This is a genomic window from Mesorhizobium sp. CCNWLY176 (assembly GCF_037153935.1).
GTDB lineage: Bacteria > Pseudomonadota > Alphaproteobacteria > Rhizobiales > Rhizobiaceae > Mesorhizobium_M > Mesorhizobium_M zhangyense.
Map to the genome: position 1 here is coordinate 234,178 of NZ_JBBBDZ010000003.1, position 19,568 is coordinate 253,745.

Consider the following 19,568-nt stretch of genomic DNA (forward strand, 5'->3'; position numbering starts at 1 on the left):
CGCCCCGAAACATTTGCATGCATTCGGCAAACTTCGCGTTATGGTTGTATGTATCCTGTGGTTGTGGCGGGTTGTGGTTTGCCCGACCGCCCTTGCGAGTTGACGGCGCGGGAAGCGGGCGGGCATGGTGCGCGCGAACGGAGAGATGATTTGACTGACTGGCTTGAGATCCTGAAAGAGCAGACCGAGGCGGGCGCCCGTATGGGCAAGGAAGTGCCGAAAATGCTCTCCGACCCCGAAATCAGCGCCGAACAGGTCGGTTCACTGTTCCATGCGCTGGAGGAGCAGGCCCAGTTCGTCGAGAAACTGACCAAGATCCTCGAAAAATACGGCTACGATTTCGATATCATCAAAGCCGCCGAAACGCTGGAGGAGCGCTACGTCGACCTCGCCGCCGAAGCGGCGGAGAAGCTGAGGGCGATGCGGGGGTAGTGCACCTTTTCCTTCTCCCCTTGTGGGAGAAGGTGGCCGACCCGAAGGGGAGGTCGGATGAGGGGTGTTGGACGGGATGCAGACGCTGGAGTTTCTTCCAGCACCCCTCATCCGTCTTGGCGCTGCGCGCCAATCCACCTTCTCCCACAAGGGGAGAAGGAATGGCGCTCCTCAAATCCCCGTCACAAACCCGTCCAGCACCCGCTTCTGCCCGGCCTTGTCGAAATCGATCGTCAGCTTGTTGCCATCGACGACCGAGACATTGCCGTTGCCGAATTTCTGGTGGAACACGCGGTCGCCGACCTTGAAGGGCGAGGGGGTGTCGGAGACGGATTTGGCGACGAGTTCGCCTTCTATCGTGCGGCTTTTGACCGAGCCGCGGCCGGCGCCATAGCCTGAATCGGTCTCGCCATAGCCGATGCGTTCTACCGCGTGGCCGCTGCGCGAGCCCCAGTTGCGGTCGGTTGCCTCGTTGCGGTTCGCCTGCGCGCGCTGCCAGCCCGGCGTCGCATAGGTGTTGGAGAACGAGCCGGAGTCCTGGCCGACATTGTCGAAGCGCGATGCGCCATAGGGGTTCTGCCGCCCGCCACGGCCGCCGGCGAAGGAGCCGCCGCCATAGCCGCCATAGCTGTTGCCGGCCTCGGCCACTTCGACATGGGCCTCGGGCAGTTCATCGAGAAAGCGCGACGGGATGGTCGATTGCCACAGGCCGTGGATGCGCCGGTTGGAAACGAACCAGATGTGCAGGTTCTTCTTGGCGCGGGTGACGCCGACATAGGCAAGCCGGCGCTCTTCCTCGAGCCCGGAGCGGCCGCCTTCGTCGAGCGAGCGCTGGTGCGGGAAAAGGCCTTCCTCCCAACCGGGGAGAAAAACAGTTTCGAATTCCAGCCCCTTGGCCGAATGCAGCGTCATGATGTTGACGGCGTCGAGGTCTTCGTTCTTCTCGCTGTCCATGACCAGTGCGACATGTTCGAGGAAGGAGCGCAGCGACTCGTATTCCTCCATGGAGCGGATGAGCTCCTTGAGGTTTTCGAGCCGGCCCGGCGCTTCGGCCGAGCGGTCGTTCTTCCACATGTCGGTGTAGCCGGATTCTTCGAGGATCGTCTCGGCAAGCTCGGTGTGGGGCGTGTTGTCGAGCGCCTTCTGCCAGCGCTCGAAATTGGCCGCGACCTCGCGCAGGGCGGCGCGCGGCTTGGGCTTCAGCTCGTCGCTTTCGGCAAGATTGCCAGCGGCTTCCAGCATCGGGATGCGCAGCGCGCGCGCCGTGTCGTGGACCTGCCTTACGGCCGCTTCGCCAAGCCCGCGCTTGGGCACGTTGACGATGCGCTCGAAGGCGAGGTCGTCGGCGGGCTGGGCAACGACGCGGAAATAGGCCATGGCGTCGCGGATTTCCTGGCGCTCATAAAAGCGCGGGCCGCCGATGACGCGGTAGTTCAGGCCAAGCGTGACGAAGCGGTCTTCGAATTCGCGCATTTGGAAGGAGGCGCGCACGAGGATCGCCATGTCGTTGAGTTTGTGGCCTTTGCGCTGGGCTGTCTCGATCTCTTCGCCAACGGCGCGGGCTTCTTCTTCCGAATCCCAGGCGGCGTGGACATTGACCCTGGAGTCGTCATCCTCGACCTTTTCGGTGAACAGCGTCTTGCCCAGCCGTCCCTCATTGTGGGCGATGAGATGGGAGGCAGCACCGAGGATATGGGCGGTCGAGCGGTAGTTGCGCTCCAGCCGTATCACTACGGCGCCGGGAAAATCCTTGTCGAAGCGCAGGATGTTGTCGACCTCGGCGCCGCGCCAGCCATAGATCGACTGGTCGTCGTCGCCGACGCAGCAGACATTCTTCTGGCCGGGCGCGCCGGTTTCCTGTGCCAGCAGCCGCAGCCACATATATTGGGCGGTGTTGGTGTCCTGATACTCGTCGACGAGGATGTATTTGAAGCGCTTGTGGTATTCCTTCAGCACATCCGGGTTGCCGCGAAAAATGCGGATCGGATGGCAGAGCAGGTCGCCGAAGTCGCAGGCGTTCAGCGTCTTCAGCCGGTCCTGATAGGCCTGATAGAGCTGGCGGCCCTTGCCGTTGGCAAAGGCGCGGGCGTCGCCTTCGGGAATTTCGGAGGGGCCGAGGCCCTTGTTCTTCCAGCCGTCGATCATCATGGCGAACTGGCGCGCCGGCCAGCGCTTGTCGTCCAGCCCCTCGGCCTGGATGAGCTGCTTGATCAGGCGGATGACGTCGTCGGTGTCCAAAATGGTGAAGTCGGAGCGCAGGCCGGCAAGCTCGGCATGGCGGCGCAGCATTTTTACGCCGATGGAGTGGAAGGTGCCGAGCCACGGCATGCCTTCGACGGCTTCGCCGACCAGCAGGCCGACGCGCTGCTTCATTTCGCGCGCGGCCTTGTTGGTGAAGGTCACGGCGAGAATCTGCGAGGGGAAGGCGCGGCCGAGGCTGAGAATGTGGGCGATGCGGGTGGTCAGCACGCGCGTCTTGCCGGTGCCGGCGCCGGCCAGCACAAGCACCGGGCCGTCGATGGTTTCCACCGCCAGCCGCTGCTCTTCGTTGAGGCCCTTCAGGTAATCCGGGGCCGAACCCTGGCGGGCCGCCATGGCGCGCGCGGCAATGCCGCCGCCTTGCGCCGGCGCGCGCGCAGGGGTGGCGCGAGGCGAGGGGGCCTCGTCGAAGAAGGGCATGTCGTCTGGAAAGTCTGACATTTGCACCGAATGTAGTGATTCGGACCAGAAAGGCCAGAAGAAGCGCTAAAACAAAGCGCGAACAGCCCTTATCCCCTGCATTCGGCGCGTAAGGCGTGTGTTTCGGCAGCTTGCGGCGGTTGTGGACCGGAAGTCCTTGCGATCTGCGATGCTCCCATATCCGTCATTTGACAGTGTTTGCGGTTCGGCGGAAAACTTGGCGCCTGACGACTCAACGCTCGGCTGTCGAGGCTCAGTTCGCCTCGAACGGTCCCCGAAATCACAGGGGCAACGATCTTGGCAACGGTTCTCACGGCGCTCGTCTTTCTCATTCTCGGACTTTTCCTCGCTGGCGGCGGCATATGGCTCGCGGCGATCGGCGGCAGTTTCTACTACGTCATTGTAGGCCTCGGCTTCCTGCTGACTGCATGGCTGCTGTTCAGGCGCTCAGGCGCAGCACTCTGGGTTTTCGCGCTGGTTCTGATCGGAACGCTGGCCTGGGCGATCTGGGAGGTCGGGCTCGACTGGTGGCAGCTCGGCCCGCGCGGTGGTGTTGTCGTGCTCTTGGCGCTGTGGCTGCTGACGCCTTGGGTGCGGCGGCGCCTGAGCGCTTCGGGCGGCGTGATTCCACTGGCAGCCGGTGTTCTTGCGGCGCTGATTGCGGCGGGCGCGTCGATGACGATCGATCCGCTGGACATCGCCGGCGAGCTGCCCACCGACAAGGTTGCCGCTACACCGGATCTCGGCGGCGGCGACGTGCCGGCGGGCGAATGGCATTTCTATGGCCGCACGCAATATGGCCAGCGCTATTCGCCGCTTGACCAGATAACGCCTGAGAATGTCGCGAAGCTCACACCGGCATGGACCTTCCAGACCGGCGACGTGCGCACATCGGCGGACGTGCCGGAGACGACCTATCAGGTGACGCCGCTGAAGATTGGCGACACGCTTTACATCTGCACGCCGCACAATTGGGCGATCGCCATCGACGCGGCGACCGGCAAGGAAAAGTGGCGCTTCGATCCCAAGATCGCGGAAGACAACAACCGCCAGCACCAGACCTGCCGCGGCGTGTCCTTCTACAATGATACCAAGGTGACGGCGGGGCAGCCCTGCGCGCAGCGCGTCTACCTGCCGACGTCCGATGCGCGGCTGATCGCGCTCGACGCGGCCAATGGTCAGGTCTGCCCCGGTTTTGCCGAAGGCGGCACGCTGAACCTGATGACCAATATGCCTTACCCGAAATCCGGCTACTATTATTCGACCTCGGCGCCCCTGATCGCCGGCGGCAAGATCATCGTCGGTGGCGCTGTCAACGACAATTACTCGACCGAGGAGCCGTCCGGCGTCATCCGGGCCTATGATGCCGACACCGGTGCGCTGGTCTGGAACTGGGATTCCGGTAATCCCGATTCCACGACGCCGATCGGGCCGGGTGAAGAATACACGCACAACTCACCCAACATGTGGTCGACGGCCAGTGCCGACGAGAAGCTCGGACTCGTCTATGTGCCGCTCGGCAACCAGACGCCCGACCAGCTTGGCGCAGGCCGCAGCGAGAATGTCGAAAAGTTCTCGTCGTCGATAACCGCGCTGGACCTCAATACCGGGCAGATGCGCTGGGTGCGCCAGACGGTGCATCACGATTTGTGGGACATGGACGTGCCGGCACAGCCGAGCCTCGTCGACATAACCACCGATAAGGGCGTGGTGCCGGGACTGGTCGGTCCGACCAAGCAGGGCGACATCTATGTGCTCGACCGCCGCACCGGCGAGCCGATCATCCCGGTCACTGAGGTTCCGGCTCCGGGTGGGGCGATCGAAGGTGATCACACATCGCCGACTCAGCCGGTCTCGGGGCTGACCTTCATGCCGCCGCCTCTGACCGGCAAGAGCATGTGGGGCATCACCATGTTCGACCAGCTTGCCTGCCGCATCGAGTTCCAGAACCTGCGCTACGAGGGCCGTTATACGCCACCTTCCCTGCAGGGATCGCTCATCTATCCGGGCAACTTCGGCACGTTCAACTGGGGCGGTGTCGCTGTCGACCCCGTGCGGCAGGTGATGTTCGGCATGCCGACCTATCTCGCCTTCAAGTCGACGCTGGTGCCGCGCGACCAGGTGCCGCCGCCGGATGGCGGCAGGGGCAGCGAGCAGGGCCTGAACCGCAACGAGGGCGCGCCCTATGCGGTGGTGATGGGGCCGTTCCTGTCGCCGCTCGGCATTCCCTGCCAGTCGCCGCCCTGGGGTTATGTTGCCGGCGCCGATCTCAGAACCGGCAAGATCGCCTACAAGCACAGGAATGGCACGGTCTACGACATGACGCCGCTGCCGCTGCCCTTCAAGGTCGGCGTGCCGGGCATCGGCGGGCCGATGATCACTGCCGGCGGCGTCGCCTTCCTGGGTGCTGCGGTCGACGACTATCTGCGCGCCTATGATGTGACGACGGGCCGGCAGCTTTGGGAGACGCGGCTCCCGGCAGGCGGCCAGTCGACGCCGATGACCTACACGGTTGCCGATGGACGGCAGTTCGTGGTGATCGTCGCCGGCGGGCATGGTTCGGTCGGTACCAAGCCGGGCGATTACGTGATGGCCTACACGCTGCCGAAATAGAGCGCAGAAAAGCTTGAAGAGAGCGGGAGAGGAAAGCTTCTCCCGCTCTCAGCTATACCGAGGCCTCGCAATCGCGGTCGGCTTTCTGTCCTATTGTTCCTTCCTACACGCAAAAAAGCCGCACTCGGCGCGGTCAATTGCGGAAATCAAGGCGCGGAATAACAAGCGCTTCAAAGACAGGGGACAGCACGATGAAAGTCTCTTACGACGACGTCAGGCGCACGAAAACGGCAAGGCTTGTCATGATCGACGGGCACAGGGTGCGCGTTGATCAGCGAGCCATCAAGGTCTGGAGAAAGAACCCCGAAGCGGTTTTCAACGCCGTTCTGGATTCCCATACACGGGAATACCGGATGTCGGGGCACGAGGTCTTGCGATCAGGCGACTAGGATAGCGGATGCGAGGGTTGCTCGCATCCGGCAGCAACCCTCATCCCTTCCGAGATAATCTATTTCTTCAGGCGGCACTCCTTGGAAATACCGGCAGCTTGGCGATGTCGTCGGCATTATGCTGGATGATCAGCGTGACCTCCCAGGCGAACAGTCTGCGAGGAGGCCATAGGCGCCGGCCGGGCTCCTTATCCCGCCTTTCATGGAGCTGCGCCTGTCCAGTTGCAGTGGAAAGCGTATTTTCAAGCCGGCTAAACGGGTAGCGCCACAGCTTTCCCGCTGATAAGGGTGCCTTCTCGAAGGGCAGGGTTTCCTGCCTGTACCGCGCCGCGGCATTTTAAGGCCTGGCGCAATCACGGAAAGAAAACCGGAGCACGGCACGCGATGATGGGATGGTTCCGCAAGCTTCTCCCGCGCGAGGATCGTTTCTTTGATCTGTTCGCAAGGCATTCGGAAACGCTGGTTCTCGGCGCGAAGGCGCTTGAGCGGCTTTTGGCCGGCGACGACATCGAGGCGCGTGGCAAGGAAATCATCGCGCTGGAAGACCGCGCCGACGCCATCACCGGCGAGGTGCTTCTGGCCGTGCGGAAGAGCTTCATCACGCCGTTCGACCGCGGCGACATCAAGGATCTCATCCAGTCCATGGACGACGCCATCGACATGATGCGCAAGACGGTAAAGACCGTGACGCTGTTCGAACAGCGCGAGTTCGATCCGCTGATGCAGCAGATGGGCACGCTCTGCGTGGAAGCGGCAAATCTCATCGCGCAGGCCGTTCCGCTGCTCGACCGCGTCAACGCCAACGCCGCCCGTCTCAACGAGCTGACCGAACAGGTGGTACGTGTCGAGGAACAGTCGGACGAGCTGCACGATCGCGGGCTGAAGGAGCTTTTCAAGAGATACGGCCGCACCGACCCGATGGCCTACATGATCGGCAGCGAGATCTATTCCGAGCTGGAAAAGGTGGTCGACCGCTTCGAGGATGTCGCCAATGAGATCAGCGGCATCGTCATCGAGAACGTCTAGGAAAATCGATGGACGCCACACTCGCGTTTCCGCTGCTGGTCGGTCTGATCGGCGTCGCCCTGTTTTTTGACTTCCTCAACGGTCTTCACGATGCCGCAAACTCCATCGCGACCATCGTTTCGACGCGCGTGCTGCGCCCGCAATATGCGGTGCTGTGGGCAGCGTTCTTCAACTTCATCGCCTTCCTGTTCTTCGGGCTGCATGTCGCTGAGACGCTGGGAACCGGCATCATCAGCGCCGATGTCGTCGATCCGCGCGTGGTGTTCTCGGCCCTGATGGGCGCGATCGCCTGGAACCTGCTGACCTGGGCCTTCGGCATCCCGTCCAGCAGCTCGCACGCGCTTGTCGGCGGGCTGGTCGGGGCAGGGGTGGCGAAGGCCGGCGGCGGCGCGATCGTCTGGTCGGGCCTGGCCAAGACATCGGCGGCAATCGTTCTTTCGCCGGCTACCGGTTTCATCCTGGCCTTGATGCTCATTCTTGCGGTGTCCTGGATTTTCGTTCGCAGCACGCCGTTCGCGGTCGACAAGACGTTCCGCATCATGCAGTTCATTTCCGCCTCGCTTTATTCGCTCGGCCATGGCGGCAACGATGCGCAAAAGACGATGGGCATCATCGCGGTGCTGCTTTATTCGCAGGGCATGCTCGGGCCGGACTTTTACGTGCCGTTCTGGGTGGTGATTTCCTGTCAGCTCGTGCTGGCGCTGGGCACGCTGTTCGGCGGCTGGCGCATCGTGCACACGATGGGGTCGAAGATCACGCGGCTTAACCCGATGCAGGGCTTCTGTGCCGAAACCGGCGGCGCGATCACGCTGTTCGCCGCGACTTGGCTCGGCATTCCGGTTTCGACCACGCATACCATCACCGGCGCGATCATCGGCGTAGGGGCTGCGCGCCGTGTGTCTGCGGTGCGGTGGGGCATTGCCGGCAATATCGTTGTCGCGTGGATCATCACGATCCCGATCACGGCTGCGATTTCCGCGCTCTGCTACGTGGCCACTGGGCTTTTTGTGTAACCCTGCCGGGCCGAGCGGTTCTTGACGCGCGCCGAGGGCTTGAATAGCTTTCCTGTCGGCCGGATGCGGCCGGCAGCCCGCGCTCCGCAACGAGCATGGCGAACGCATCCCGAGATATCTGTCACCTGATCCCACGGACGGTGAGAGCGTCAGCAATGCGGGCACTGATGAGCTTCCTCACCGTTTTGGAAGGATCGGAAGACCATGCGAAGTTTTCACGATGCAAAGGCGATGGCGAAAGCCATGCGCGAAACCCTTGCTGCCAAGGGCCTGACGATTTCCCACAGCGAGGCGCTGGAGATCGTTGCCCGCCAGTTCGGCCTCGACAACTGGAATATCCTGTCAGCAAAGATAGAGGCAGGTGAAGCTGGCCGCGAGCCGTCGGCAAACGCCATCGCCTTCGAGCAGGCCGTGCCGATCGTGCGTATCTTCGACATAGCCAAGGCGCACGAATTCTATCTCGATTTCCTTGGCTTCAAGGTCGATTGGGAACATCGCTTCGGCGAGAACTCTCCGCTCTACGAGCAGGTCTCGCGGGCCGGTTTGCGGCTGCATCTCTCGGAACATGCGGGTGATGCGACGCCCGGCGGCAATATGGTCGTTTACACGAAGGGCATCGAAGCCTTTCACAAGGAACTGATCGCCAAGAACTACCGTTATCTGCGGCCGGGGCTGGAGAACGAGGAGTGGGGCCTGGAGATGCAGGTGATCGATCCGTTCAACAACCGCATCCGCTTCATGGAAGCGCAGAGCACCGCTTGATTTGGGCGGCGCGTTCGAACGGCTTACTGGACGGCAGGAAGCGTTTGCCGTCTTGCCGATAAGGCAAGACCGTCGCGGATGTTGAAGCCCATCATGGTAAGGTTGATCAATCCCGCTGCGAGTTCGATTGCCTGTACCGTCATGAAGGCGGTGCCGAAGTCGCCGGCTGCTGCCTCGGCGTTGAGGAACAGCGCCGAGGGCAGGAGCACCAGCAGGCCGTTGAGTGCAATGAAGGGCATGCGCTTCTTCTTGGCTGCAACCATCGGCAGCTTCATGCCCTTGCCGAGGCGAAAGCCGGTGGTGCCGGTTGCGGCGAGCGCCGGTACAAGCACGAGCATGGCCCAGACGATCGCCTGCTTGACGGAAGCGATTGCGGCCGGCGTGCCGAAAAGTTCGCTGATTGCGGTAGACAGCCAGAAGCTGGCGATCAGGACGAAGGCGAGGGCGCCTGCGGCGGCATGCAGTCGGTGAAGAGGCATGATAGTTCTCCATTAACATAGCAAGCTATGTAATATTGCATGGTATGCTGTTTAATGCAAGCTGCGGCGTGACCTCGACGGATCGACGGAAGCGACGCAGACCGTCGGCCCTCATTACGCCGTTCACGCCCGCTTCACCGATGCGTTACTGGACCGGCTTCGCTTGCCGCCTATCTTGCTTTTCATCACTTCAATCGATGCAGGGAGAGAGTCATGACCAAGCCGGCCATCACGCAGGCGATGATCGACGCCTATGACGAATACACGCATCTGACATTGGATCGGCGCAGCTTCATGGAGAAGCTGACCAAACTTGCCGGCTCGGGGGCGGCAGCGGCAGCAATAGCGCCCATGCTTGCCGCCAACTCAGCGCAGGCCGCCGTGATTCCCGAAAACGACGAGCGGCTGAAAGCCGAGGACATCACCTATCCCGGCTCGAAAGGCGACATGAGGGGCTATCTCGTTCGCCCGGCCGCTCAAAGTGGCAAGCTTGGCACGGTCATCGTCATCCATGAGAACCGTGGCCTCAACGCGCATATCCAGGATGTCGCACGCCGCGTTGCACTCGAAGGCTTCGTTGCGCTGGCGCCGGATTTCCTGTCTCCGCTGGGCGGCACGCCGACCGACGAGGAAAAGGCGCGAGAAATGTTCGGACAGCTTTCGCCCGAACAGACCATCAGCGACGGTGTGGCGACGGTGGCGTTCCTGAAAAAGCATGAAGAGAGCAACGGCAAGACCGGTGCTGTCGGCTTCTGCTGGGGCGGTGGCGCGGTCAACGATCTGGCGGTCAATGCGCCCGACCTCGATGCCGGCGTCGCCTATTACGGGCGCCAGCCGAAGGCGGAAGACGTCGCCAAGATAAAGGCGCCGCTGCTGCTTCAATATGCGGGGCAGGACGAGCGCATCAATGCCGGCATCGAAGCCTATGAAAAGGCGCTCAAGGCGGACGGCAAGGAATACACCGTCTATGTCTATGACGGCGTCCAGCACGCCTTCAACAACGACACGTCCGAAGCCCGCTACAACAAGGAAGCGGCGGATCTTGCCTGGGGCAGGACCATCGCCTTCTTCAAGCAGAAGCTGTCCTAGCGGCAACCCGTCCTGCGGGGAATCAGTCGCGGCCGGAGTGTTCTCACGCCTCCGGCCGCGCCCGGGAAGGCGTGAGCGTTGAGCACACCGTGGCATTTTCGGGTTAAAGCTGGTTAACGAAAGCGGTTAAAATTCAAGCATCTACGCCGGCTTCCGGAAGCCGTTTCAGACTTGTGCGAGAGTGGGTTCGCAAGCCGTCAAGATCGGCGTCAAGCGCCCTTTCAGGGCCGCTACTGCGTGTATGCTCCAAGTAAAAAATCAAGCTCTTCCGGGTCGTCGCTTTCGCCTTGCAGTCTTCAGGATCTCGCGAGCGTAGATCATCTTCATCGGGATAGGTAAATGAAGACGTTCGATACGGTAAAGCTCGTTGTTTATTGTCTTCAGCGCGCGCCAGAAGTCATAATCACTTATCGTGTTATCGGATGCGAGGCGGCTCGACATCTGCGCAACATCTATCTTCATGCCAGTCTCCCGAACGGCGCCGCCCGTCACCATTCCGATCGTGAGTCGCTCCAGCATCGATTTTCACCCAGTGGCGGGCTGGATCAACCCGCCGCAACAGATCAAACTGTGCAAAAACCCTTAAGGTTAATGCTTCATTCACCATTAAAATTTTAACGACTTCCGCAAAACCCTCGCCTGGCGATCGCCGTGCGACGCTTTATAAGCATGGGTCTCACCACGCCCCCATCATTCGACCGGGGGAGGTAAGTTTCAATTCGGCCTTCGGGAGAGGTCACACGGCCTTTCGTTTGATGCCGATAGACCGTCCGGCGCGCTCCGGCATCGGCAATCCGCCATGGGCGGCACGCATGGCATCCACCTTTGCCATGATATCCTCGGGGAAGGCTGAGACCTTCGGCCCGGACATGTCGATATGCAGCGACAGCGTTTCCGAAGTGGCGGCAAGCCAGCCTTCGACATGGTGGATTTCCTGATAGGCGCGGATGCGCTTATCGTCATGATCGATGAGCTGGAAGGTGACTTTGACCTTGTCGGCAAGGTGGAGCTCGCGGACGTAGCAGAGGTGAACCTCGGCCGTATAGATCGTCAGCTTCCGGTCGCGCACATAATCCGCCCCCATGCCCATGATTTCAAAGGCTTCGTCGGAGCAGCGGTCGAAGATGACATTGTAATAGGCCATGTTGAGATGGCCGTTGTAGTCGATCCAGTCTTTCTCGACCTCCATGATGCGCGAGACGAAGGGGGCCGGAATGGTCATTGACAGCGTCCTCATTTGGCGGTTTGCACGGGTACCACTCTTAAATGCTACACGAGGGCCGCTCATGGTCCAATTGCGGAGGATTTCATGGCTCTTAGCGACGTCGCAAAGGTCGAACGCAACGAGACGGGCATCGCGACGGTGCTGGGCATACTGAAGCAGCGTTTCGGCGAGCGGTTCCAGACCGGCCAGTCGCTTCGCGAGCAGCATGGGCACACCACCACCTACATCCCGAATCAGGCGCCGGACGGCGTCGTCTTCCCCGAATCGACGGCCGAAGTGCAGGAAATCGTGCGCGCATGCGCCGAGCATCGCGTCCCGGTCATCGCCTTTGGCACGGGCACGTCGCTTGAAGGTCATGTCAATGCGCCGGGCGGCGGCATTTCGCTGGATACGTCGCGGATGAACCGCGTGCTTGCAGTCAATGCCGAGGATCTCGACGTCACCATCGAGCCCGGCATCACGCGCGAAGACCTGAACGCCTATCTGCGCGACACCGGCCTGTTCTTCCCGATCGATCCCGGCGCCAATGCCAGCCTTGGTGGCATGGCGGCGACGCGCGCTTCCGGCACCAATGCCGTGCGCTACGGCACGATGCGCGAAAATGTTCTGGCGCTGACGGCGGTGATGGCCGACGGCCGCGCGATCACCACGGCAAAGCGCGCCAAGAAAAGCTCTGCCGGCTACGACCTGACGCGGCTTCTGATCGGTTCGGAAGGGACGCTCGGCATCATCACCTCACTGACCCTGAAGCTGCAAGGCATTCCGCAGGCGATTTCGGGCGGCGTATGCCCGTTTCCGAGCGTCGAAGCGGCCTGCCAGGCAACGATCGCGACGATCCAGATGGGCATTCCGGTGGCGCGGATCGAACTGGTCAACGCGCTGCAGATGCGGGCGCTGAAGAACTATTCCAATCTCGACTATGCCGAGACCCCGTGCCTGTTTGTTGAATTCCACGGCAGCGATGCAGGAGTGGCCGAGCAGGCCGAGACTTTTGGCGAGATCGCCACCGAATATGGCGGCGGGCCGTTCCTATGGACAGCCGTCGCCGAAGAGCGCGCCAAGCTGTGGAAGGCGCGGCACGACGCCTATTGGGCCTCGCTGACCTTGCGGCCGGGCGCCAAGGCGCTTTCGACCGATGTCTGCGTGCCGATCTCGCGGCTTGCCGAATGCATTGCCGAAACCGAGGCCGATATCGCGCAATCCGGGCTGATCGCGCCCATCGTCGGCCATGTCGGCGACGGCAATTTCCATGTTCTGGTGCTGATGGACGTGAACGATCCAGCTGAAATCGAGCGAGCGGAAAAGTTCGTCGGCCGTCTCAACATGCGGGCAATCGGCATGGACGGCACCTGTACCGGCGAGCATGGCATCGGCCAGGGCAAGATGGGTTTTCTCGAGCGCGAACTGGGCGATGCGGTGGACTTCATGCGCACGATCAAGACTGCGCTCGACCCGCAGAACATCCTCAATCCGGGGAAGGTGCTGCCCGCGGCGCATTGAATTGCCGTGTAATCCTTCCCGCCTTAACCCTGCCACCCTTTGCCCGGACACTTCCGATCTATCGCAGCCGGAGGAGAGAAAACATGGCGATTTCGCGCAAGGAAGAAGCTCGCGCACTCAGCGCTGACGAGCATGAGCTGGTGGAAAAGTCTCACCATCCTGTCGTGCAGGAGCTGTCCGACACCGAGCTCGCCGGTCTGGTCAAACTCTTGCGCGAACGGCGCGACAAGGCGCAGACCGAGGCGCATCGCCGTCGCCGTGAAATTCGCGGCAAGGGTGCGCCCAAAGGGGCGGTGCCCTCAAAGGCCGATGCCGGCTCGCAACTGAAACTCGCCGTGCTGGCAATGACTATGCGGCGGCTCAATGGCGAGGTCGAGCGCCGCCGGCGGCTGGCGGTCGATCTGTCGCAGGTCGCGAATGCCCACAGAGCTTTGGAGATGAAGCAGGCGGCCAAGGCCAAGGGCGCGGATTTCAACACACGCCATGCCCACAAGGGCATGCGCGCGGTGGCAAACCAGCGCGCGCAAAATCTGGTGCGGCCGATGGAGCTTGGCCGGCAACGGCAGGCGGCAAAGGTGGCGCAGGCAAAACGCGACGCACGCTGATTTTTAGGGTCACCCGCGCTTATCGCGGGTAGCTCTAAGGCGCTGCTATGAAGCGGCAGCAAGCGACGTCAGCACGAAGCCGCCCCATGCCATGAGGGCAATGCCGACAACCTTGCCAACCCAATGACCGGCGGGCGCCAGTTTCTCGACCAATACGAACACGGCAAGTGCTGCGATCCAGGCGAAATTCATCACGCCGCCGACGAACAGGAGCAGCATCAGCATCCAGCAGCAGCCGACGCAGAAGACGCCGTGGCGAAGCCCCATGGCGAAGGCGCCGCGCTTGCCATCGCGCCAATAGGCCAGCACGAAGGACAAGGGCGAGCGGCAATTGCGCAGGCAGGCCTGTTTGAGCGGTGTCCATTGATAGATGCCGGCGGCGACCAGAAGCGCGCCGGCGAGCGCGATGCTGGTCGTTTCCAGCATCGGTGACAGCAGGCTGGCCCGATCCAACGCAAACTGGAGCGCCACTGCCGCAACGCTGAAGCCGACCCAGACCACCAGATAGCCGAGCCCGAAAAGGTTCGTCGAGCCAACGGCCGCATTGCTGGAACTGCGCTTCCTGGCGATCGAGTCGTAGAAGAGAAGCATGGGGACTGCGCTGGGCAGCATCATCGCTGCCATCATGGCCGACCACATGGCGATGGTGAGCGCGGCATAGCCGACCGTCCAGTCGGGAGCCGCCATGGGCATCGCCATGCCTTCCATTGCCGGCATCGGCATTTCCACGCCGAACAGAAGGTAGCCCCAGGAGATCAGGACGACCCCGAGGACAATGGCTATGACGGCTTCCCGGTCATGCCGGTGGAGATTCACCAACAGCGTCATGGTTCATCACCGGTTTGGTCAGCCAGGTCCGAACCGCACACAGGCGCGCGGTTCGTCGTGTCGGCGTCAGGCGGCGACGCCCATGGGGGTATGCACCACATGCGCAAGTGAGCTGTGCATGCCCTTCGTTTCGAATTTTATCGCGGCCAGGCTGCGAATGTTGGATGAGGCGATCTCTGCCATCCGGTGTTCGAAGCCTTCGGGCATGACGACTTGAACCCGGTGCGGCTCGCCGGTCACCGGGTTTTTGATCGGCTCCACCTCTGTCTCCAGTACACCTGGAATGACCATCCGCGCGGTGCGGGCGTCGCGGTCGAAGCTGAATTCGAACGACGCAAGTATCGGGTCGTGGAAAGTGGTGACGATCAGGCTCACGATGTGAAACAGCGTTCCCTCCGCCGAGTCCTGGCCCGACAGGATGGCTCCCAATGCGTCGCGCTGCTCAGGGCTTGCCCGCTCGTCGAGGATAGGCTGGGCCTGTCCGTTGCCCTCGTGAAGCGCGCCGGGGAAATGAACGGTCACGCAGAAACTTAGGCCGTCGAGTTTCACGTCCTTGTAGTGACCCTTGGTGATGTGCATCGCCACGAGGCCTTCGCAGTAGCCCTGGGTCGGCCTTGCGTTGAAGTCGCAGGGGCAGCCGAAGGCGCAACTGCAGTTCTTGATCCACTCGCCTTCCAGTCTCCAATCAGCCAATGCCATAGTTTCCTCCATGGATTGTCCGGAGTGCCGCAAAGTCTGCAGCAGGCAGGATCAAGCATTCTACCACGACGCGCCGCTCCTCAAAATTACATATGAGAGGAGTTGGCCTAGTCCGTATGGAGGTGGCTGCGTGCAAGCAGGCCGGGATCGGCATCTATCGAAGCGCAATCAGGCGGTTAATTCCAATTGCCATTTTATCAACACGCCGATGCGGGTACAGTGAGTCTCGTCTGGGGCGGTTTGCTGAAGTGAGATGCTGGCGCGGCTTTTTGTAATCATCGGTGGAATGATCGTACTGGCGCTGACCGCGGCGCTGGTGGTTCCCTATTTTATCGACTGGACAGGCTACCGCGCCGATTTCGAGCGCGAGGCAAGCGCAATCCTCGGACGCAAGGTCACGGTGCAGGGGTCGGCGACGGCGCGGCTGCTGCCGTTCCCTTCCGTGACGTTCTCCGACGTTGCCGTAGGTGGCGGCAATGGCGGCCAGCCGGCGATGACGGTGGAGAATTTCTCCATGGATGCCGAGCTTGCGCCCTTCATGAGCGGTGAAGTGCTGATCTACGACATGCGCATCGTGCGTCCGAAGGCGACCATCGACGTGGCGGAAGACGGCACGGTGGACTGGGCAGTGCGGCCATCGTCGCCCTTCGACCCGCGTCGCATTGCGCTTGAGAAGCTTACCGTTACCGATGGCCAGATCACCATCCGTCATGCGGCGGGCGGTCGCGACCATGTGCTGTCGGATATCAACACCGAAATTTCGGCCAAGTCGCTGGCCGGGCCATGGCGGGCGAATGGCACGCTGAGTGTCGACGGCATCAAGACGACGCTTAGCGCATCAACCGGCACCGCCGACGAAAACGGCCAGATGCGGCTGAGGGTGAGGGTCGACCCGGAAGCCTATCCGCTGATGATCGAGGCGGACGGCAATGCCCGCATCGAAAATGGCGCCGCACTTTACGCCGGACAGTTCAAGATCATCGGCAATGAAAAGCCGGCCGAGAAACTGCGCGGGGGCGATGGTGAAACGGTCAAGGCCGAGGCGCAGAAAGCTGAACCGGGCAACCGCGTGAACGGCGAGTTCTCCCTCAACCACAAAAAACTTTCCATCGACAATTTCCGCTTCGAGACCGGGCCGCTGGACAATCCTTATACGGCAGACGGCACTGCCTTCATCGAACTGGGCGAAGCGCCGCGGTTTTCCATCGAGGCCAAGGGCGCGCAGGTTCGGTTCGACGAGGCGATCGCCGGCAGCGAAACGAGCACCGGGCTGACGCTCGCCAACCGCATCTCGGCACTGGAAAAGGCGCTTGCCGGCCTGCCCAAGCCGACCATTCCTGGCAGCGTCGAGGTCGACCTGCCGGCGGTGGTGGCTGGCGACACGACGGTGCGCGACGTGCGGCTTTCGGCCGAACCGGCGGAAGGCGGTTGGACGGTGAAATCGCTTGCCGCGACGCTTCCCGGCCGCACCACGCTGGAAGCGGATGGGTTCCTGCGCACAGACAATGATTTCGGGTTTACGGGATCGTTGTTGCTGGCAGTGGCGCAACCTTCCGGCTTTGCAGCCTGGGTGTCGTCGGATGTCGACGAAGCGATCAGGCGGTTGCCGGCGGCCGGCTTCAAAGCCAGCATCGACATGACCGAGCAGCGCCAGACGTTCAAGAACCTCGAACTCATACTGGGCAACGCGAAGTTTTCGGGCGAAATCGACAGCCAGCAACCGGCTGATGTTCGCCCGTCGATGTTGCTTAAGCTCAACGGCGAAGCGCTGGATGTCGACGGGCTTGCGGCCTTTGCCTCGCTGTTCGTCAGCGACAAGGGCGCCAATCGCTTCGCCGATCGCGATCTCGATTTCCAGATCAAGGCCGGGCCGGTTTCGGCGGCCGGTCTGACTGCCGAGACGATCGACACCGCACTTCGCCTGCGCAATGGGCTGCTGGAGATCGACAGGCTGTCGATAGGCGGGCTGGAGGGTGCTTCGCTGAGCGCGACCGGCACCATCAAGGACTTTCCGCAGAGCCCGACCGGCAAGCTCGATGCGTCGGTCGTTGCCGTCGATCTCGCGCCTCTGGTGAAGCTCGCGGCCGCGCGCTACCCGAACAGCGCTTTCCTCAAAGGGCTGAACGAGCGGGCGATGGACTATCCGAACCTGCTGCAGGACGCGCAGATCGACTTCCTGGCGAATGCCGCCGCCAATGACGACGGCACGACCGACCTCTCGTTGAGCGCGAAGGGGGAGGCCGGCGGATCGGCGGTTTCGGCAAGCCTTTCGGGCAAGGGCAAGCTCGACGCCCTGAGTGACGCCCCGCTGGAACTGTCGTTTTCAGCACGCAACGACGATGCCACCACACTTTTGGCGCTAACCGGTTTGCCGGCGCTGCCGCTCGGCGTCACCGGAGGCGGAGAACTGGCGCTTTCGGCCAAGGGCGCGGTCGCCAGCGGGCTGGAGACGGCTTTCGCTTTGACCGGCGAGGGTTTCGCGGCGAAGTTCGACGGCACGACGGGTCTTGGCGAACAGGGGCCGACCGCAAAGGGCAAGATCAGCCTGGAGGCCGCGGATATCGAGCCCTGGCTGATGACCACAGCCGTGCACCTGCCCGGATTGGGCATGGGCACGCCGCTGGCCCTTGCCGCCGATGGCGACTACGAAAACGGCCTGCTTGTGCTCGACAATCTCGACGGCACGATCAACGAAGGCGCGGTTTCCGGCGGCATCAATGTCGAGATCAAGGATGGCCTTCCTTACCTGACTGGCGCATTGTCGCTCGACGAGATGAGCCTCGATCCGGCGGTTGCGATGGTTCTCGGCGAACAGGCCGCAGCACCCGCGGAAAGCGGCTGGTCGTCGGTGCCGTTCCAGCCAAAGGTGACGGCACCCTTTGCGGCCGATCTCGATATTTCGGCGGCGACGGTTTCGATCGGCTCGGCGACCAGCGCCTATGATGCGACGATGGCGCTCAAACTCGACGGGGAGGGAATGCGCCTTTCCGACATCAAGGCAAAGCTTTACGGCGGCGCCTTTTCCGGCCTGCTGGAGCTTAAGAACGACGGCGGAAGCGGTTTGGTCTCAGGCCAGGCAAAGCTTGAGGGAGCAGATCTCGCCACCGCTCTTCCGGGGGCCGGCTTGACCGGCAAAAGCGATTTTTCGACCGCGCTTACGGCCAGCGGCAAGTCGGTCGGTGGCCTTGTTGCAGCACTTTCCGGGTCCGGTACCGCGACGCTGAACGGCGTCGTCATCCCAGGGATCAATCCGGATGCGCTCGGGCCGCTTCTGGCCAAGGCCGATGCAGTCGGGCGCGACATCGACGCGGCGCGGACGGGCCAGTTCGCACCTGATATCGTCAATGCCGGCGTGTTGTCAGCCGGCAATGCCGATATCGCCTTCACCGTTGCCGGCGGCGTGCTGCGCGCCCCACCGGTGAGTTTTGCGACGCCTGCCGTGACGGTCACAAGCGACCTGCGCGCCGACCTCAATGCCGATACCATCGCCGCCGACGGCACGATCGCCTACGCGCCGGGCGACGAGGCGCTTGTCGGCTCCGAGCCGAGCCTGCGCTTCAGCCTGTCCGGCTCGCCTGCAGCACCCGAGCGGACGCTCGACAGCGATCCGCTGGCGCAGTTCCTGACGCAGCGCGCGCTGGAGCGCGAGCAGGCTCGGGTGGAGGCGATGCAGGCGGCGGTGCTGGAAAAGCAGCGCCTGCGCCGCGAGGTCCGCTACTACGCCGCCCTGCAGCAGGAGCGCGAGCGCGCCGCCGAGGAGCTTCGGCGCAAGCAGGAAGAAGAGGAGCGGGCCAAGGCCGAGGAAGAAGCACGGCTGGCAGCGGAAGCCAAGGCGCGCGAGGAAGCGGCCGCCGCGGCAAAGGCGCTGGAAGAGGCCGCCGCGCAGGCCAAGGCCAACGAGCAAGCCAAGCAGGCGGCCGACGAAGCCGCACTCAGATTGCAGGAAGCGGCAAGGCAATCGGCGCGCGAAGCTGAACAGGCTGCCGAGGCTGAAAGGGCACGGCAGGAGGCCGAGAAGAAGGCGCAGCCACCGGCGCCGGAGATCCAGCGCGCGCCGCTGCCGCCGGCTCCATCTGAAGGCTCGACGGGTTCGACCCAGAATTTCGAGCAGTCGATCCGCGATTTCCTGAACTCGCTGGATAATAAACCCGAGTAGGTTTCGTTTTCGCGCTCATCGATCAAAAAAGCTGCTGACCATGTCGGCATCGCAAAAGTCCGTTCGTCCTTGG

15 protein-coding genes are annotated in these 19,568 nt (G+C 62.5%); 9 read left to right on the forward strand and 6 right to left on the reverse strand.

Annotated elements, in window-relative coordinates; translation table 11 throughout:
* Positions 1-150: 150 nt before the first annotated feature.
* Positions 151-432, forward strand: a complete 282-nt coding sequence (locus WBQ96_RS06725) for a hypothetical protein (RefSeq protein ID WP_165116065.1) — start codon at positions 151-153, stop codon at positions 430-432.
* Positions 433-603: 171 nt separating this feature from the next.
* On the opposite strand, the gene WBQ96_RS06730 is transcribed toward WBQ96_RS06725, so the two are convergent.
* The gene (locus WBQ96_RS06730) at positions 604-3,132 is read right to left on the reverse strand and encodes an ATP-dependent helicase (RefSeq protein ID WP_336548589.1); all 2,529 of its coding nucleotides are present in this window, start codon (positions 3,130-3,132) and stop codon (positions 604-606) included.
* A 276-nt stretch (positions 3,133-3,408) separates the two neighbouring features.
* Between WBQ96_RS06730 and WBQ96_RS06735 the strand changes: the two genes are divergently transcribed.
* The 4 genes from WBQ96_RS06735 (at position 3,409) to WBQ96_RS06750 (ending at position 8,914) form a co-directional block, all read left to right on the forward strand.
* The gene (locus WBQ96_RS06735) at positions 3,409-5,724 is read left to right on the forward strand and encodes a glucose/quinate/shikimate family membrane-bound PQQ-dependent dehydrogenase (protein ID WP_336548591.1); all 2,316 of its coding nucleotides are present in this window, start codon (positions 3,409-3,411) and stop codon (positions 5,722-5,724) included.
* Between the two features lie 773 nt (positions 5,725-6,497).
* Positions 6,498-7,139 (forward strand): DUF47 domain-containing protein, encoded by a 642-nt coding sequence (locus WBQ96_RS06740; RefSeq protein ID WP_336548593.1) that lies wholly within the window; start codon positions 6,498-6,500, stop codon positions 7,137-7,139.
* Between the two features lie 8 nt (positions 7,140-7,147).
* Positions 7,148-8,152, forward strand: a complete 1,005-nt coding sequence (locus WBQ96_RS06745; protein WP_336548596.1) for an inorganic phosphate transporter — start codon at positions 7,148-7,150, stop codon at positions 8,150-8,152.
* Positions 8,153-8,356: 204 nt separating this feature from the next.
* Positions 8,357-8,914 carry a glyoxalase superfamily protein gene (locus WBQ96_RS06750; protein WP_336548598.1) on the forward strand — a complete coding sequence of 186 codons (558 nt, stop codon included), beginning with the start codon at positions 8,357-8,359 and terminating at the stop codon, positions 8,912-8,914.
* 23 nt (positions 8,915-8,937) lie between these two features.
* Here the strand turns inward: WBQ96_RS06750 and WBQ96_RS06755 are convergent, their stop codons facing one another.
* A complete protein-coding gene (locus WBQ96_RS06755) occupies positions 8,938-9,393 on the reverse strand; it encodes a hypothetical protein (protein ID WP_336548600.1) in 456 nt (151 codons plus the stop codon).
* Positions 9,394-9,606: 213 nt separating this feature from the next.
* Between WBQ96_RS06755 and WBQ96_RS06760 the strand changes: the two genes are divergently transcribed.
* Complete coding sequence (locus WBQ96_RS06760) at positions 9,607-10,482, forward strand: dienelactone hydrolase family protein (RefSeq protein WP_336548603.1); 876 nt, start codon at positions 9,607-9,609, stop codon at positions 10,480-10,482.
* 258 nt (positions 10,483-10,740) lie between these two features.
* On the opposite strand, the gene WBQ96_RS06765 is transcribed toward WBQ96_RS06760, so the two are convergent.
* Positions 10,741-11,001 carry a hypothetical protein gene (locus tag WBQ96_RS06765; protein WP_246245678.1) on the reverse strand — a complete coding sequence of 87 codons (261 nt, stop codon included), beginning with the start codon at positions 10,999-11,001 and terminating at the stop codon, positions 10,741-10,743.
* 217 nt (positions 11,002-11,218) lie between these two features.
* Positions 11,219-11,704 (reverse strand): thioesterase family protein, encoded by a 486-nt coding sequence (locus WBQ96_RS06770; protein WP_165116055.1) that lies wholly within the window; start codon positions 11,702-11,704, stop codon positions 11,219-11,221.
* A gap of 87 nt (positions 11,705-11,791) precedes the next feature.
* Between WBQ96_RS06770 and WBQ96_RS06775 the strand changes: the two genes are divergently transcribed.
* Both WBQ96_RS06775 and WBQ96_RS06780 read left to right on the forward strand, forming a co-directional pair.
* Positions 11,792-13,207 (forward strand): FAD-binding oxidoreductase, encoded by a 1,416-nt coding sequence (locus WBQ96_RS06775; protein ID WP_336548606.1) that lies wholly within the window; start codon positions 11,792-11,794, stop codon positions 13,205-13,207.
* A gap of 83 nt (positions 13,208-13,290) precedes the next feature.
* Entirely contained in the window at positions 13,291-13,812 is a 522-nt protein-coding gene (locus tag WBQ96_RS06780; protein ID WP_336548608.1) for a hypothetical protein, read from the forward strand.
* Between the two features lie 45 nt (positions 13,813-13,857).
* On the opposite strand, the gene WBQ96_RS06785 is transcribed toward WBQ96_RS06780, so the two are convergent.
* Together WBQ96_RS06785 and WBQ96_RS06790 are read right to left on the reverse strand one after the other, a co-directional pair.
* Complete coding sequence (locus WBQ96_RS06785) at positions 13,858-14,640, reverse strand: DUF2182 domain-containing protein (RefSeq protein ID WP_336548610.1); 783 nt, start codon at positions 14,638-14,640, stop codon at positions 13,858-13,860.
* A 66-nt stretch (positions 14,641-14,706) separates the two neighbouring features.
* The gene (locus WBQ96_RS06790) at positions 14,707-15,339 is read right to left on the reverse strand and encodes a DUF1326 domain-containing protein (protein WP_165116047.1); all 633 of its coding nucleotides are present in this window, start codon (positions 15,337-15,339) and stop codon (positions 14,707-14,709) included.
* Positions 15,340-15,592: 253 nt separating this feature from the next.
* On the opposite strand from WBQ96_RS06790, the gene WBQ96_RS06795 reads away from it, so the two are divergent.
* Complete coding sequence (locus WBQ96_RS06795) at positions 15,593-19,495, forward strand: AsmA family protein (RefSeq protein ID WP_336548613.1); 3,903 nt, start codon at positions 15,593-15,595, stop codon at positions 19,493-19,495.
* Positions 19,496-19,568: the final 73 nt, after the last annotated feature.